Here is a 13,353-nt window from a genome sequence, read left to right as displayed (position 1 = left end):
TCCCTATGTGTCGCCTGTCACACGCGCCTCCATGGGCGCGCTCCCGACAACGCGGGGCAGAGAGCCTTATTCCCAGGTCGATGAACATCCAGCCGAAACACACTGAGCCGCTGATCCTGTCGGGCCGCGACGTGACTGCCGTGCTCGGGCCGACCAACACCGGCAAGACCCATCTCGCCATCGAGCGTATGGTGGCGCATGAAAGCGGCATCATCGGCCTGCCGCTCAGGCTGCTCGCCCGCGAGGTTTATTCACGCGTCTGCGAGAAGGTCGGCGCTCACAAGGTGGCGCTCATCACCGGCGAGGAAAAGATCCAGCCCGATGGCGCCAGATATTCGGTCTGCACGGTGGAAGCCATGCCGCGCGAGACCAACGCTGCCTTCGTCGCCATCGACGAGGTCCAACTGGCCGGCGATCTCGAACGTGGCCACATCTTCACCGACCGCATCCTGCATCTGCGCGGCCGCCAGGAGACGCTGCTGCTCGGCGCCGCCACCATGCACGGCATCCTCCAGCGTCTGCTGAAGGGCGTATCGGTGGTGACGCGGCCACGGCTGTCGCATCTTGCCTATGCCGGCTCGAAGAAGCTGACCCGCCTTGCGCGACGCACGGCGATCGTCGCCTTTTCCGCCGACGAGGTCTATGCCATCGCCGAACTGATCCGCCGCCAGCAAGGCGGTGCGGCCGTTGTGCTCGGCGCACTATCGCCCCGCACCCGCAACGCGCAGGTGGCGCTGTTCCAATCGGGCGATGTCGATTACCTGGTCGCCACCGATGCGATCGGCATGGGCCTGAACCTCGACCTCGACCATGTCGCCTTTGCCCAGAACCGTAAATTCGACGGCTACCAGTATCGCAACCTGACGGCGGCCGAGCTCGGCCAGATCGCCGGCCGCGCCGGCCGGCACTTGCGCGACGGCACCTTCGGCGTCACCGGCCAGGTCGATCCGCTGGACGAAGATCTGGTCAAGAAGATCGAAGGGCATGAGTTCGACCCGGTCAAGGTGCTGCAATGGCGCACCGCGCATTTCGATTTCGCCAGCCTCGATGCGCTGAAGCGCTCTATCGAGACCAACGCGCCGGTCGAAGGCCTGACACGCGCTCTGCCGGCGGTGGACGCGCAGGCGCTCGAACATTTGTCCCGCGACGAGGACATCCGGGCGCTTGCCACCGACGCCAGGCGCGTGGCGCTGTTGTGGGAGGCCTGCGCCCTGCCCGACTACAGGAAGATCGCGCCGGCCCAGCATGCCGACCTGATCGCCTCGATCTATATGGACCTTGCCAGGCGTGGCCATGTCGACGAGAATTACATGGCCGAGCAAGTGCGTCGTGCCGACACCACCGAAGGCGACATCGACACGCTGTCGCACCGGATCGCCCAGATCCGCACCTGGACTTTCGTTTCCAACCGGCCCGGCTGGCTGGCCGATCAGGCACACTGGCAGGAAAAGACGCGCGAAATCGAAGACAGATTGTCGGATGCGCTGCATGAGCGGTTGACGAAACGCTTCGTAGACCGCAGGACTTCCGTCCTCATGCGGCGCCTTAGAGAAAATACCATGCCTGAAGCCGAAATCAGCCCAACCGGAACCGTCCTCGTCGAAGGCCACCATATCGGCGAGTTGCAGGGGTTCCGCTTCACCGCCGACCAGAGCGCCGGCGGCGAGGACGCCAAGGCAGTGCGCACGGCAGCCCAGAAGGCGCTTGCAGCCGAATTCGAGGCGCGGGCCGAACGCTTCGGCGCCTCGGCCAACGGCGACATTGCGCTCGGCTCCGACGGCACGCTGCGCTGGATCGGCGCGCCGATCGGCACGCTGGTCGCAGGCGACGAGGCGTTGAAGCCGCGCCTTGTGCTGCTGGCCGACGAGCAGCTCACCGGTCCCGCCCGCGACAAGGTCGCGGCGCGCGCCGAGCGCTTCGTCAATTTTCAGATCGAGTCCTTGCTGAAGCCGCTTGTCGATCTCAAGAACGCCGAGCAGATCACCGGCATCGGCCGTGGCATCGCCTTCCAGCTCGTCGAGCATTTCGGCCTCATCAACCGCCGTGACATCGCCGAGGAGATGAAGTCGCTCGACCAGGAAGGCCGCGCCGCCCTTCGCCGGCTCGGCGTGCGCTTCGGCGCCTACCACATCTTCGTGCCGGCGTTGATCAAGCCGGCGCCGGCCGGACTGGTGACGCTGTTGTGGGCGCTGAAGAACGACGGCAAGGACAGACCGGGCTTCGGCGACGTCGTCCACGCGCTGGCCTCGGGCCGCACCTCGGTGGTCATAGACCCCACTTTCGACAAGACTTTCTACAAGCTCGCCGGCTACCGCAATCTCGGCCGTCGCGCGGTGCGCGTCGACATCCTTGAACGACTGGCCGACCTGATCCGGCCCGCGACCAACTGGAAGCCGGGGCTCGGCCAGCGCCCCGATGGCGCCTATGACGGTCAGTCCTTCATGGTGACGCCGCCGATGATGTCGATCCTCGGCGCCACTGCCGACGACATGGAAGAGATTTTGAAAGGCCTCGGGTATCGGGCCGAGCCGAAGCCGGCGATCGAAGTGAAGGCGCGGCTCGAGGCACAGGACAATGCCGCGCGTGAAGCCGCCGCGGCCAAGCAGGCGGCGGAAGAGCAAGCCGAGCTGGCCAAGGCAGCGGAAGCCGCGGGTGCGGACGCAGCCGCCGAGGCGCCGGCCGAGAATTCGGAGTTGGGTGCGGCCGCCGTGGCAGAAGCCACAGCCGAAGCCTCCGTGGAAACCGCCGCCGAAGGTGCAGCAGAGCCTGTCGTGGAAGCTCAGCCGGAAACTCCAGTTCGGGTCACAGAAGAGGAGCTGCCTGTAGCCGAAGCCGCAGTTGAAATGCCTGCGGTATCAGAGGCTGAGCCAGCGGTAGAACCCGAAGCCGCAGAGGTTGAAATCGCACCCGCAGAGCCGGCTTCAGAAGCCTCGCCTGCAACAGAAGCGGTCTCGGCCGAACTTGCCGCGGTGGCGGACGCCGCCATCGGCGAGGCTGCTCCAGGGGCCGAGGAACCGAAACCCATCCTGTTGTGGCGGCAGGGCCGCTTCGACCAGCGCCCGCGCCACCGCCACCATGACAATCGGCCCCGTGACAATAATCGCGACAATCGCCCGCGCCATGGGCAAGCCGTGCGCGATGGCCATGACCAAGCGCCCGCAGATGCCGGGCAAGCGGCCGGTGCTCCAGGCAGCCGGCCGGCCGGCGAAGGACGCGGCACCGGCAAGCCGCGCTTCGACCGTAGCAAATTCAAGCCCAAGCCCCAGGGCGAGACGGGAGAACGGCGCGACAAGCGGCCCGACTGGAAGAGCGGACGGCAGGACGGCAAGAGCGGCGCGCAAGGCGGGAAGCCCGCCTTCCAACCGAAGCCGCGCGAGGAGCGCCCGGCGCGCTTCGACCCGGATTCGCCCTTCGCCAAGCTCGCCGCGTTGCGCGACCAGCTGAAGAAGTAAGTCCGCTCGCTCCGATGGTCACTGATGCCCGCCAGCGCATCGACAAATGGCTGTTCTTTTCGCGTGCGGTGAAATCGCGCTCGCTGGCGGCGAAGCTTGTGGTGGCCGGACGCGTCCGCATCAATCGCGACAAAGCAGCGCAGGCCTCCGACATGGTCCGGGTCGGCGACGTCCTGACCATCACTCTCGAGCGGCGCATCTTCGTCTGGAAGGTGCTCGGAACGGGAACCCGGCGCGGCCCCGCCGAGGAAGCGCGCATGCTCTACGAGGATATGTCGCCGCCGCCTGTGCCAAAGGGCGAGGCCGTTCCCGATGCGATTCCGGCGCTGCGCGATGCCGGCAGTGGCCGCCCGACCAAGAAGGAACGCCGGGAGACCGACCGGCTGTTCGGCGAGGACTGACCGCATAACCGGCTTTCGCTGCATCGCTCCTCTGGAATTCCATTCCGGAAACACCGGTACCGCGCGCAATGGCTGCCCTTGCAAGCAGCGGGCAAAGACGTTACCTCACCAAAAAAGCCCAACAAAAACGGGACGTCCCGGAGCCGACTGATGACCTATGTCGTGACCGACAATTGCATAAAATGCAAATACATGGACTGCATCGAGGTCTGTCCGGTCGACTGTTTCTACGAAGGCGAGAACATGCTCGTCATTCATCCCGACGAATGCATCGACTGCGGCGTCTGCGAACCGGAATGCCCGGCCGATGCGATCAAGCCGGACACCGAGCCGGGCCTCGACAAATGGCTGCAGATCAACACCGAATACGCTGACAAATGGCCCAACATCACCGCCAAGAAGGAGCCTCCGGCCGACGCCAAATCCTTCGATGGCGAGGCCGGCAAGTTCGAGAAATACTTCTCGGCTGAACCAGGCGAAGGCGACTGACTGCAATGTCGGTTCAGCCGGCCTGACGCTGCGTAACAAGCATGACACATTGACTGCCTTGACAGGCAGCGATGGTGCATGGCCTTCGCGCATGCAGCAAAACCTTGATTCTTCCGACTTTTTGTGCTACATCAACCAAACATGCCGGTGACACAACGTCGATTTATGGCGCAAACGCCCCAAATCACTGAAAGGTGAATTTCTCATCCGGACCAGAGTGATCTGGGGCAGGCGGTCGCTGTTATGCGGTTTGCCGGTCCTGATTTTTCCGGATGGATTCGTCTGTTGTGCGGCTAACGGTCGGTAGCCCGACCGCACGAGTTCAGCCGGCGCCGCCATGCCGGCGCAACAACAAGGAGTTCAGGGCGTAATGGCAACTATCACCCCGCAGAAGAAGTCCAGCGCAGCGCGTCACGGTTTCAAGACCGGCGAGTACATCGTCTATCCGGCGCATGGCGTTGGTCAGATCGTCTCGATCGACGAGCAGGAAGTTGCGGGCCACAAGCTGGAACTGTTCGTCATCGACTTCCAGAAGGACAAGATGCGCCTGAAGGTCCCGGTCGCCAAGGCGACCTCCATCGGCATGCGCAAGCTGTCGGAAGAGGATTATGTGGAGCGCGCGCTGAAGGTCGTGCAGGGCCGCGCCCGCGTCAAGCGTACCATGTGGTCGCGCCGCGCCCAGGAATATGATGCGAAGATCAATTCCGGTGACCTGATCTCGATCTCGGAAGTTGTGCGCGACCTCTACCGCGCCGACAACCAGCCGGAGCAGTCCTATTCCGAGCGCCAGCTTTACGAAGCGGCACTCGACCGCATGGCGCGCGAGATCGCGGCCGTCAACCGCATGTCGGAAACCGAAGCGGTGCGCCTCATCGAGGTGAACCTCAATAAGGGTCCGAAGCGCGGCGCCAAGGCCGACAACGAGGAAGCCGAGCAGGAAGAAGCGGCCTGAGCGCTTCTCGCCTCCGAATTTGGAAAAACCCGGCCTTGCGCCGGGTTTTTTTGTTTTGGGCCGATCATCTGATGAAGTGCATGACGGGCAGAACAGGCGTATATCTTACCCTTCTGCGCCGCCCCCCTTCTCGGCCTCTTGCTTCAGCGTCGCGATAAAACGCCTAGTCCGCTGACGCTCCGGATTGCTGAACAAAACAGCCGCTGGGCCTTTCTCAACGACGCTACCGGCGTCGAGGAATACCACTTCTTGTGCGATCTTGGAGGCGAGGCGCAGGTCATGCGTCGCCATCACCATGGTGGTGCCCTCCCTGGCGAGCTGGCTTAGCACGTCGACCACCTCCTGCGCCAGTTCCGGGTCGAGCGCCGAGGTCGGCTCGTCGCACAGCAGCACTTTCGGCGACGGCGCCAGCGCCCGGGCGATCGCCACGCGTTGCTGCTGGCCGCCTGACAGCGTCGCCGGCCAGGCATCGGCCTTGTGCGCCATGCCGACCTTTTCGAGCAGAACGAGCGCCCGCTCGCGCGCCCGGCCGGCCGGCCATTTGAGCACCGTCACCAGCCCCTCCATGACATTCTCGATCGCGGTGCGATGCGGAAACAGCTGAAAATTCTGGAACACCATGCCGGTCTGCAGCCGCAGGCGCTGGATGGCCTTGGCGGAAACCTTACCGCCGGGGTGGAATTCGAGCGTGTCGTCGCCGATGCGCACTGTGCCCGAAGTCGGGATCTCGAGCAGGTTGATGCAGCGCAGAAGCGTGCTTTTCCCGCCGCCCGAGGGACCGACAAGGGCGGTGACGCTGCCCTCCTCGATGGTGACCGTCACGCCCTTCAGCACAAGATTGTCGCCGAAGCGCTTCTCGATGTCGGTGAGTCCGATCATGAGCGCGCCTCCAGGAAGCCGCCATAGCGGTTGAGCCGCTTTTCGAGGCGCGCCTGCAATGCCGACAGCACGGAGCTCAGCGCCAGGTAGAGAGCTGCTGCCTCAATATAGAGGATCAGCGGCTCGTAGGTGGTGGCAACGATGCGCTGTGCCGCCTGGAACATTTCCGGCACGGTGATGGCGGCGGCCAGCGACGTGTCCTTGACCAGCGAGATGAAGGTGTTGGACAGCGGCGGCACCGCGACGCGGCCGGCCTGCGGCAGGATGGTTCGCCGCATCACCTGGCTCCAGGTCATGCCGATCGAATAGGCCGCCTCCCATTGCCCCTTCGGCACCGAGCCTATGACGGCGCGGATGATTTCCGATGTATAGGCGCCGATGTTGAGCGTGAAGCCGATCAACGCGGCTGAAAAAGCGTCGAGCAGGATGCCGACCGAAGGCAGTCCATAGAAGATCAGGAAGAGCTGCACCAGAAGCGGCGTGCCGCGGAAGATCCAGACATAGAAGCGGACCACGGCGACCAGCGGCTTCGGGCCGAACAGCCGGACAAGCGCCGCGACCAGCCCTACGAAGAGGCCGAATGCGAACGACAGCAGCGTCAGCGGCACGGTGAAGATCAGCGCCGCCCATAGCAGCGTGGGCAACGAGTCCAGCATCAATTGCAGCCAGTGCGGCACGAAGACCCTCCTTGCGAGATTGCCGCCCCAATCGGCCCGGCGGCATCGGGGCGCGACCATAGGATCGTCATATCACGCGAAAAGCGGCGGCCGTCAAAGGCGGCTCGCCGCTATACTTGCCATGCGGGTATACTTGCCATGCAGGCCGGCAATCGGCCCGGCCCGTGAAATGCGCTTACTTCGAAACGTCCTGGCCGAAATAGGTGTCGGCGATCTTCTGGTAGGTGCCGTCGGCCTTGATGTCGGCCAGCGCCTGGTTGATGGCGGCGACCAGTTCCGGATCGCCCTTGCGCACGATGACGCCGGAATAGTCGGCGTTTTCTTCCTGCGCGGCGATCTTCACATTGGCGTCGGGCTTGTGCTTCTTGAAGTCGAGGAAGGACAGGCTGTCGTTGATGGTGGCGTCGGCGCGGCCGGTCAGAAGCAGCTGGATCGACTGGTCGAAACCATCGGTGCCGACGAGCTCGGCGCCGTTTGTCTCGGCGAGCTTGCCGAAATTCGAGGTCAGCGACTGCGCCGCCTTCTTGCCCTTGAGGTCGGCAAAGCTCTTGATGTCGGTATTGTCGCCGCGAACGATCAGCACCGCCTTTGAAGCGATGTAGGGATCGGAGAAATCATATTTGGCCTTGCGCGCCTCGGTGATGCCGACCTGGTTGATGACGGCGTCATAGCGCTTGGCGTCGAGGCCGGCGATCAGCCCATCCCATTTGCCTTCGAGGAACTCGACCTTGACGCCGAGGCGCTTGGCGATCGCCTGGGCGATCTCGACATCGAAGCCGACCAAAGCGCCCCCGGCATCATGATAGGTGAAGGGGGCATAGGTGCCTTCCGTGCCGATCTTGAAGACGCCGGCCTGCTTGATCTGATCGAGATTGGCGCCAGCGTGGCCTGATGTAACGGCCAGAACCTGCAGTGTTCCAGCGACAATAAGCGATTTGAGCCATTTCATTTTTCTGTGATCCCGTCCTTGGCCGGTATACGGCGCATTTGTGAGCGCTGGAAACTGACAGATGCAGGTCAGTAAAATAAGGAACCAGATTTCAAAAACGAGACGCTTTCGAAATCTCATTCTCAACGATATGCAGAATTGCGCCAATTGGCCGCCTAGCAGAACGTCGCAACGGGCTTTCCGACGGTGCGCTCCACGCGACATCGCCAGCGGAACCATTCCCCCGCGTGGCACGTTCTTGGCTGTTGTAGGGCGCGGCGTCGCCAATTCAACCACGATGCCAGCTCAGGGTCGAGCGATCGCACCACAACGCCCGGAATAGGAGCGCGGCATGATGGAAGATACGGCAGGGCGAACCATGATCCGTGCGGCGATGAAAGCCCCCTATCTCGAACGCGACGAGGAGCATCTTCTCGCGCTGCGCTGGAAGAAAGACAACGACCAGCAGGCGCTGCACCAAATCGCCATGGCGCATATGCGGCTGGTCATTTCCATGGCCTCGAAGTTCCGCCACTACGGCCTGCCCCTGGGCGACCTGGTCCAGGAAGGCCATGTCGGCCTGCTTGAGGCGGCGGCCCGTTTCGAACCGGAGCGCGAGGTCCGGTTTTCGACCTACGCGACGTGGTGGATTCGCGCCTCGATGCAGGATTACATCCTGCGCAACTGGTCGATCGTCCGCGGCGGCACCAGCTCGGCGCAAAAGGCGCTGTTCTTCAATTTGCGGCGCCTGCGCGCCCGCTTGGCGAACGGCACCGAGCCGATCTCGAACACCTCGCTCTACCGCGAGGTGTCGGTGGCGCTCGGTGTCTCCGAGGCCGACGTGGCGATGATGGATTCCCGCCTCTCGGCTCCAGACAGCTCTCTCAACCAGCCGCTCGCCGACGATGCGGGCGCCACCGAGCGGATGGATTTCCTCATTTCAGACGATCCTTTGCCGGACGAAGTCGTGGGTGACACGATCGATGTCGAACGCCGTTCTCTCTGGCTGAAAGCGGCGCTCGGCGCGCTCAATGCCCGCGAGCTCAGGATCATCGAGGAGCGCCGGCTGAGCGACGAGGGCGCGACGCTCGAAGCGCTCGGCGAGGCGCTCGGCATATCGAAGGAGCGTGTCCGCCAGATCGAGGCACGCGCCATGGAAAAGCTCAAGATAGCGCTGGTGAAGCAGAACCCAGAGTTTCTGGCGACAGCCGCCTAGCTATCTGTCGGTGATGATCTTGACCTTGTCGCCGGCCGAAACGGCAGCGCCGGGCGACAGCGCATTGAGCACCCGGAACAGGTCGAGCTTGCGGTCGACGCCGACCATCTGCGCGGCGAGCGAACCCATGGTCTGTCCGGGCTGCACCGTGACGACGCGGATATGCAGCGGCTTCAGTGCAGCTTTCTCGGCCGCGCTCAAGATGCGGAAGGAGCCGCTAACCGAGCGCGCCACCGCGTCCAGCGAGGTGGCGGCGGAAGGGGCCGCCGTCAACAGCCGGTAGACCTGGCCGCCGGCGCGGATCACCGCGATGTCGAACTGCCAGCCCTCGGCGCTGGCATGCGCCGTCGCCGCCTCGTTGCCGTTGATCGTCTCCTGACGCACGCTGCTCTCGTCGAGACCGGCCACCCAGCCGCTGCGGATATAGTCGGTCAGCGAGCGGCTCTTGTCGATCGAAACGCCGTCGAAGCGGATCGCCATATCGCCCGGCCCGGTCGCCGTCACCGCCGCGGCCGAGTTGTCGATGATGAAACCGTCGGGCACCGAAAACGACACGCCGAGGCCCGGATGCAGGAAGGTTTCGCCGCGCACATAGCCTTCTTCCGGCGTGTCGCCGTAAAGCAGGCCGTCTATGCCGGCAAGAAAGGGGTCACGGTCGCGCGTGCCGACGCCAGGCGCGCCGAACTGGCGGGCGTGGCGCTGCGCCAGTTCGATGCGCTGCGGCGTGTTGGGGTGCGTCGCCAGGAAGTCGAGGCTGGCGTCCGTGGCGCCGCTGATCGAGCGGAAGTCGGTATAGGCCGACATTGACTGCAGGAAGCGGCCGGCGGCAAAGGGATCGAAGCCCGCCTCGCCGATCGACTTGATGCCAATGCCGTCGGCCTCCAGTTCCTGATTGCGCGAGAACTGGGCAAGCCGCAGCTTGCCGCGGATCAGTGCCGCCTTGGCGGTCGGGTTGTCGCCGAGCACGTCGGAGACGACCTTGGTCGCCAGTCCTTCCTCGGCCTCCAATTGCTGGCGCTGCAGGCCGTGGTTTGCAGTGACGTGACCCATCTCGTGCGCGATGACAGCGGCGAGCTCGGCCGAATCGTTGGCCAGCGCCAACAGGCCGCGCGTGATGTAGAGATAGCCGCCCGGCAATGCGAACGCGTTGACGTTGGGCGAATTGAGGATCGTGATGCGGTAGGTCTGGGTCGGGTTGGCCGACACCACGGTCAGGCGGCCGACGACCTTGGCGACCATCCGCTCGAGCTTGGGGTCGGAGTATTCGCCGCCATAGGTGGCGAGGATGCGCGGATGCTGCGCCTTCGCCATTTCGGCGAGCCTGCTGTTGGCGGCGACATTGTCGACCGTGATCGGCTTGCTGGAAGGCTGGAAGCCGGATTCCTGAATGTCCGGAGGCGTGAACATCTGGCAGCTTGCCAGTGCCACGGCAAAGCCTGCCAGCGCGAGGAAGCGCGCCAGCGGATTCCTTCTCACTCTGTCGGTGCCGGTCGGCAGAATAGCTTCCTTTCGGGTCTCAGCACATGACCCGAAAATCGGGTATCGATTTTCAGAAAGGATCATGCGCAAAAATCAAACTGCCACAGCGTCCTTCGCGCCACCAGCATGCGCGACACCGTAGTGGCAAATCACACCCTATGCCGGACCAGTATCGGAGGACCTAGCCACACTACTTTGACCATGGCAAGCAAACGCCGCATCGCCTGAAGCCGGTTTGGCCGTAAATTATGTCCGCTTCCGGGCAATATCTCGTGATCCCGCGCCAAACGGACCTGCACCGATATAGCGCCGGAAGGCTTCCGGTCCAGCCTTGGTGAAAAAACCGGCCGCGGCACCCGTCGCGGCAACCGTGCCATTGTCCAGGAACACCATGTCCTGGCCGATACGGCGCGCATCTTCCGGTTGGTGCGTGACGAACAGCACCGTCATGCGCCGCTCCGCATGGACGCTGACCACCAGGTCGAGCATGTCGTCGCGCAGGGCCGGTCCGAGCGAGGCGAACGGCTCATCGAGCAAGAGCACCGGCCGGTCGCGCACCAGGACGCGGGCGAGCGCGACACGCTGCCGCTCGCCACCGGACAATTCGCGCGGCAGGCGCTGTTCCTTGCCGGCAAGGCCGACGCGCTTGAGCGCCCCAGCGACTGCAGCATGGTCGGCGTCTGTCAGCCTGAGCGACGGCGAGCGGCCGAGCCCGACATTTCGTTCGACCGAAAGATGGGCAAAGAGATTATTCTCCTGGAACACCATCGACACCGGCCGCGCCGAGGGTGGCGTGGCGCCGACATCGGCGCCGCCGATCAGCACGCGGCCCGATCGCGGTGTCTCGAAGCCGGCCACCAGATTGAGCAGCGTCGATTTTCCCGAGCCGCTCGGCCCCATGATGGCCGTGATCTTCGAAGCGGCGAACTCGACATCGAATAAGAACGGCGCTTCGCCATAGCTGAACGAAACCTTTTCCAGCCGCACGGCCGTACCGTTTTCCGCGCTGTTGTGCGTCATGATTTCTCCCCCCGTCCCAGCCAGTTCGCGGCCAGGACAAGCGCGAGACAGACCAGGCCGAGCAGCAACGCCAGACCTGCGGCGTCCAGCGTGCGATAGCTGCCCATACGCGCCAGCAGGAGATAAGGCAGTGTCTGCAGGGAGTCGCTGCCGAACAGGGCAATGACGCCGAGATCGCCGAGCGACAGCGCCATGGCAAAGGCGAAACCGGTGGCGAGCGGCCGCCGCAGCGACGGCCAGTCGACCAGCCGGAACCGGTTCCACCCCGTAATGCCAAGCAGCAGACAGAGCCGTTCATGGCGTTCGCTCGCCGCATCATAGCCGGGGCGGATGACGCGGATGGCAAACGGCATCGCCATCACCGCATTGACGGTGACGACCATGACAGGGGCGATGGCAAAGACGTCGCTGACAGCGCGCAGGAGCAGAAACCAACCGGCGCCGATGACGATGGGTGGCACGACGAGCACGAAGCCGGCGCCGGTATCGGTGGCGTGTTCGAGCAGCGTCTTGGCGCCGACGCGACGGTTCAAGGCCAGCGCCCGCCGTGCCATGACGAGCGACAGCGACAGCGCCACCGAAAGCAGCGCCGCCAGCGAGGCGAGCACGGCGCTGGTCAGCGTCGCTTGCCGCACCGCGCTCTCGCCCGCCAGCCGGCCGAGATCGGCACCAAGGCCTGACGTCACCGTGGCCGCCATCGGCCCGGCGACGAACAGCAATGCCAGAACGATCAATGCGGCGTTCAGCACGGTCTCGGCGATGCCTGGCGAAAGATACCGGCGCGGCGCCACCGGCAGGTTGGCGTCACCGACGGTGTTGGCGCCGAGTCGCATCAATGCCAGCACCACGACGAAGGTCAGCACGATCTGCAACAGCGTCAGCGTAACCGCGCGGGCAGGATCGAAATCGAAACGCAGCGCCTGGTAGATGGCGACCTCCAGTGTCGTCGCGCGCGGCCCACCGCCCAGCGTCAGCACGATAGTAAAGGACGTGATGCAGAGCATGAAGACGAGCCCGGCGACCCCCGGCAGTGCCGTGCGCAGCGTCGGCCATTCGATCAGCCGGAAGGCGGGCCTGGCGCCCATGCCGAGCTGGCTCGCCAACCGCCACTGGTCGGCCGGCACTGTCCCCAGCGCTTCAAGGAACAGCCGTGTGGCCAGCGGCAGATTGAAGAAGACATGGGCGACGAGGATGCCGGACAGGCCGTATATGCCCGGCCAGCCTTGACCACCAATCGCGGTGAGCACGCCGGCGAAATAGCCGGCACGACCATAAAGGGCCAGAATGCCGAGCGCCGCGACGATGGCCGGCAGCGCCAGCGGCACGGCGAAGAGCTGCAGGATCAGGTCGCGGCCAAAGAAGCGCGGATGCCGCGACAGCGCCCGAGCGACGAACAGCGCCGGCACGACGGAAAGTAGCGTCGACAGCAAAGCCTGCCACAGCGTGAAGCGGGCGACTCGGAAGAGATAGGGATCGAAGGCCGACACAGCGCCGGACAGGTCGCGTGCGCCTTCAAGGATGAGCCCGGCGAACGCTCCGCCGATCAGCAGCGCTATTGCCGCAAGCGCGATGGTGCCGGCGGTGATGCGGGAGTCGACGGGATGGCGGCTCTGCATTCGCGTTACCCAACACTGCGACGAGTGTTGAATGACGGAAATGCTTGGCGGAGGTCGAGTTCCCGCCCACCCCCCTCTGGCCTGCCGGCCATCTCCCCCGCAAGGGGGGAGATGGCGCACTCGCCCGCCGTCGCCAATCTCCACCGTGACAGGAATGAGCGGGGCGGCGAAGCTGCCGATCTCCCCCCTTGCGGGGGAGATGGCCGGCAGGCCAGAGGGGGGTGGCGTGGAGCGAACACCATGC

The 13,353-nt window shown here is 64.5% G+C and carries 11 protein-coding genes; 5 read left to right on the top strand and 6 right to left on the bottom strand.

All coding sequences use genetic code 11. The features are described 5' to 3' along the window. Window positions 1–80: 80 nt before the first annotated feature. The 4 genes from IQ26_RS00390 (at window position 81) to IQ26_RS00375 (ending at window position 5,294) form a co-directional block, all read left to right on the top strand. Window positions 81–3,452 carry a helicase-related protein gene (locus IQ26_RS00390; RefSeq protein ID WP_145711198.1) on the top strand — a complete coding sequence of 1,124 codons (3,372 nt, stop codon included), beginning with the start codon at window positions 81–83 and terminating at the stop codon, window positions 3,450–3,452. A 14-nt stretch (window positions 3,453–3,466) separates the two neighbouring features. After that, window positions 3,467–3,853 carry an RNA-binding S4 domain-containing protein gene (locus IQ26_RS00385; RefSeq protein ID WP_145711196.1) on the top strand — a complete coding sequence of 129 codons (387 nt, stop codon included), beginning with the start codon at window positions 3,467–3,469 and terminating at the stop codon, window positions 3,851–3,853. 150 nt (window positions 3,854–4,003) lie between these two features. Continuing rightward, complete coding sequence (fdxA, locus tag IQ26_RS00380; RefSeq protein ID WP_095487362.1) at window positions 4,004–4,342, top strand: ferredoxin FdxA; 339 nt, start codon at window positions 4,004–4,006, stop codon at window positions 4,340–4,342. Between the two features lie 370 nt (window positions 4,343–4,712). Further along, entirely contained in the window at window positions 4,713–5,294 is a 582-nt protein-coding gene (locus tag IQ26_RS00375; protein WP_111544498.1) for a CarD family transcriptional regulator, read from the top strand. 105 nt (window positions 5,295–5,399) lie between these two features. Here IQ26_RS00375 and IQ26_RS00370 read toward each other — a convergent pair whose 3' ends face one another. The 3 genes from IQ26_RS00370 to IQ26_RS00360 all read right to left on the bottom strand — a co-directional run bounded on the left by IQ26_RS00370 (window position 5,400) and on the right by IQ26_RS00360 (window position 7,799). Next, a complete protein-coding gene (locus IQ26_RS00370) occupies window positions 5,400–6,173 on the bottom strand; it encodes an amino acid ABC transporter ATP-binding protein (RefSeq protein ID WP_145711194.1) in 774 nt (257 codons plus the stop codon). After that, window positions 6,170–6,850: an amino acid ABC transporter permease gene (locus tag IQ26_RS00365; RefSeq protein ID WP_145711192.1), complete on the bottom strand. Its 681-nt coding sequence runs from the start codon at window positions 6,848–6,850 to the stop codon at window positions 6,170–6,172. The genes IQ26_RS00370 and IQ26_RS00365 overlap by 4 nt, the downstream gene beginning before the upstream one ends. A gap of 175 nt (window positions 6,851–7,025) precedes the next feature. After that, a complete protein-coding gene (locus tag IQ26_RS00360) occupies window positions 7,026–7,799 on the bottom strand; it encodes an amino acid ABC transporter substrate-binding protein (protein ID WP_145711190.1) in 774 nt (257 codons plus the stop codon). 331 nt (window positions 7,800–8,130) lie between these two features. Between IQ26_RS00360 and IQ26_RS00355 the strand changes: the two genes are divergently transcribed. Next, on the top strand, window positions 8,131–8,994 hold the full coding sequence (locus IQ26_RS00355; protein ID WP_145711188.1) for an RNA polymerase factor sigma-32: 864 nt from the start codon (window positions 8,131–8,133) through the stop codon (window positions 8,992–8,994). Here the strand turns inward: IQ26_RS00355 and IQ26_RS00350 are convergent, their stop codons facing one another. The 3 genes from IQ26_RS00350 to thiP all read right to left on the bottom strand — a co-directional run bounded on the left by IQ26_RS00350 (window position 8,995) and on the right by thiP (window position 13,109). Continuing rightward, complete coding sequence (locus tag IQ26_RS00350) at window positions 8,995–10,401, bottom strand: M48 family metalloprotease (RefSeq protein WP_240546959.1); 1,407 nt, start codon at window positions 10,399–10,401, stop codon at window positions 8,995–8,997. A gap of 318 nt (window positions 10,402–10,719) precedes the next feature. Further along, window positions 10,720–11,493 (bottom strand): thiamine ABC transporter ATP-binding protein, encoded by a 774-nt coding sequence (gene thiQ, locus IQ26_RS00345; RefSeq protein WP_145711184.1) that lies wholly within the window; start codon window positions 11,491–11,493, stop codon window positions 10,720–10,722. After that, window positions 11,490–13,109, bottom strand: a complete 1,620-nt coding sequence (gene thiP / locus IQ26_RS00340; RefSeq protein ID WP_145711182.1) for a thiamine/thiamine pyrophosphate ABC transporter permease — start codon at window positions 13,107–13,109, stop codon at window positions 11,490–11,492. The genes thiQ and thiP overlap by 4 nt, the downstream gene beginning before the upstream one ends. Window positions 13,110–13,353 lie beyond the last annotated feature (244 nt).

Origin of the sequence: Mesorhizobium tianshanense (assembly GCF_007830515.1) — a bacterium.
In the GTDB taxonomy this organism is placed as follows: domain Bacteria; phylum Pseudomonadota; class Alphaproteobacteria; order Rhizobiales; family Rhizobiaceae; genus Mesorhizobium; species Mesorhizobium tianshanense.
This window is presented reverse-complemented; position numbering and strand designations above follow the sequence as displayed.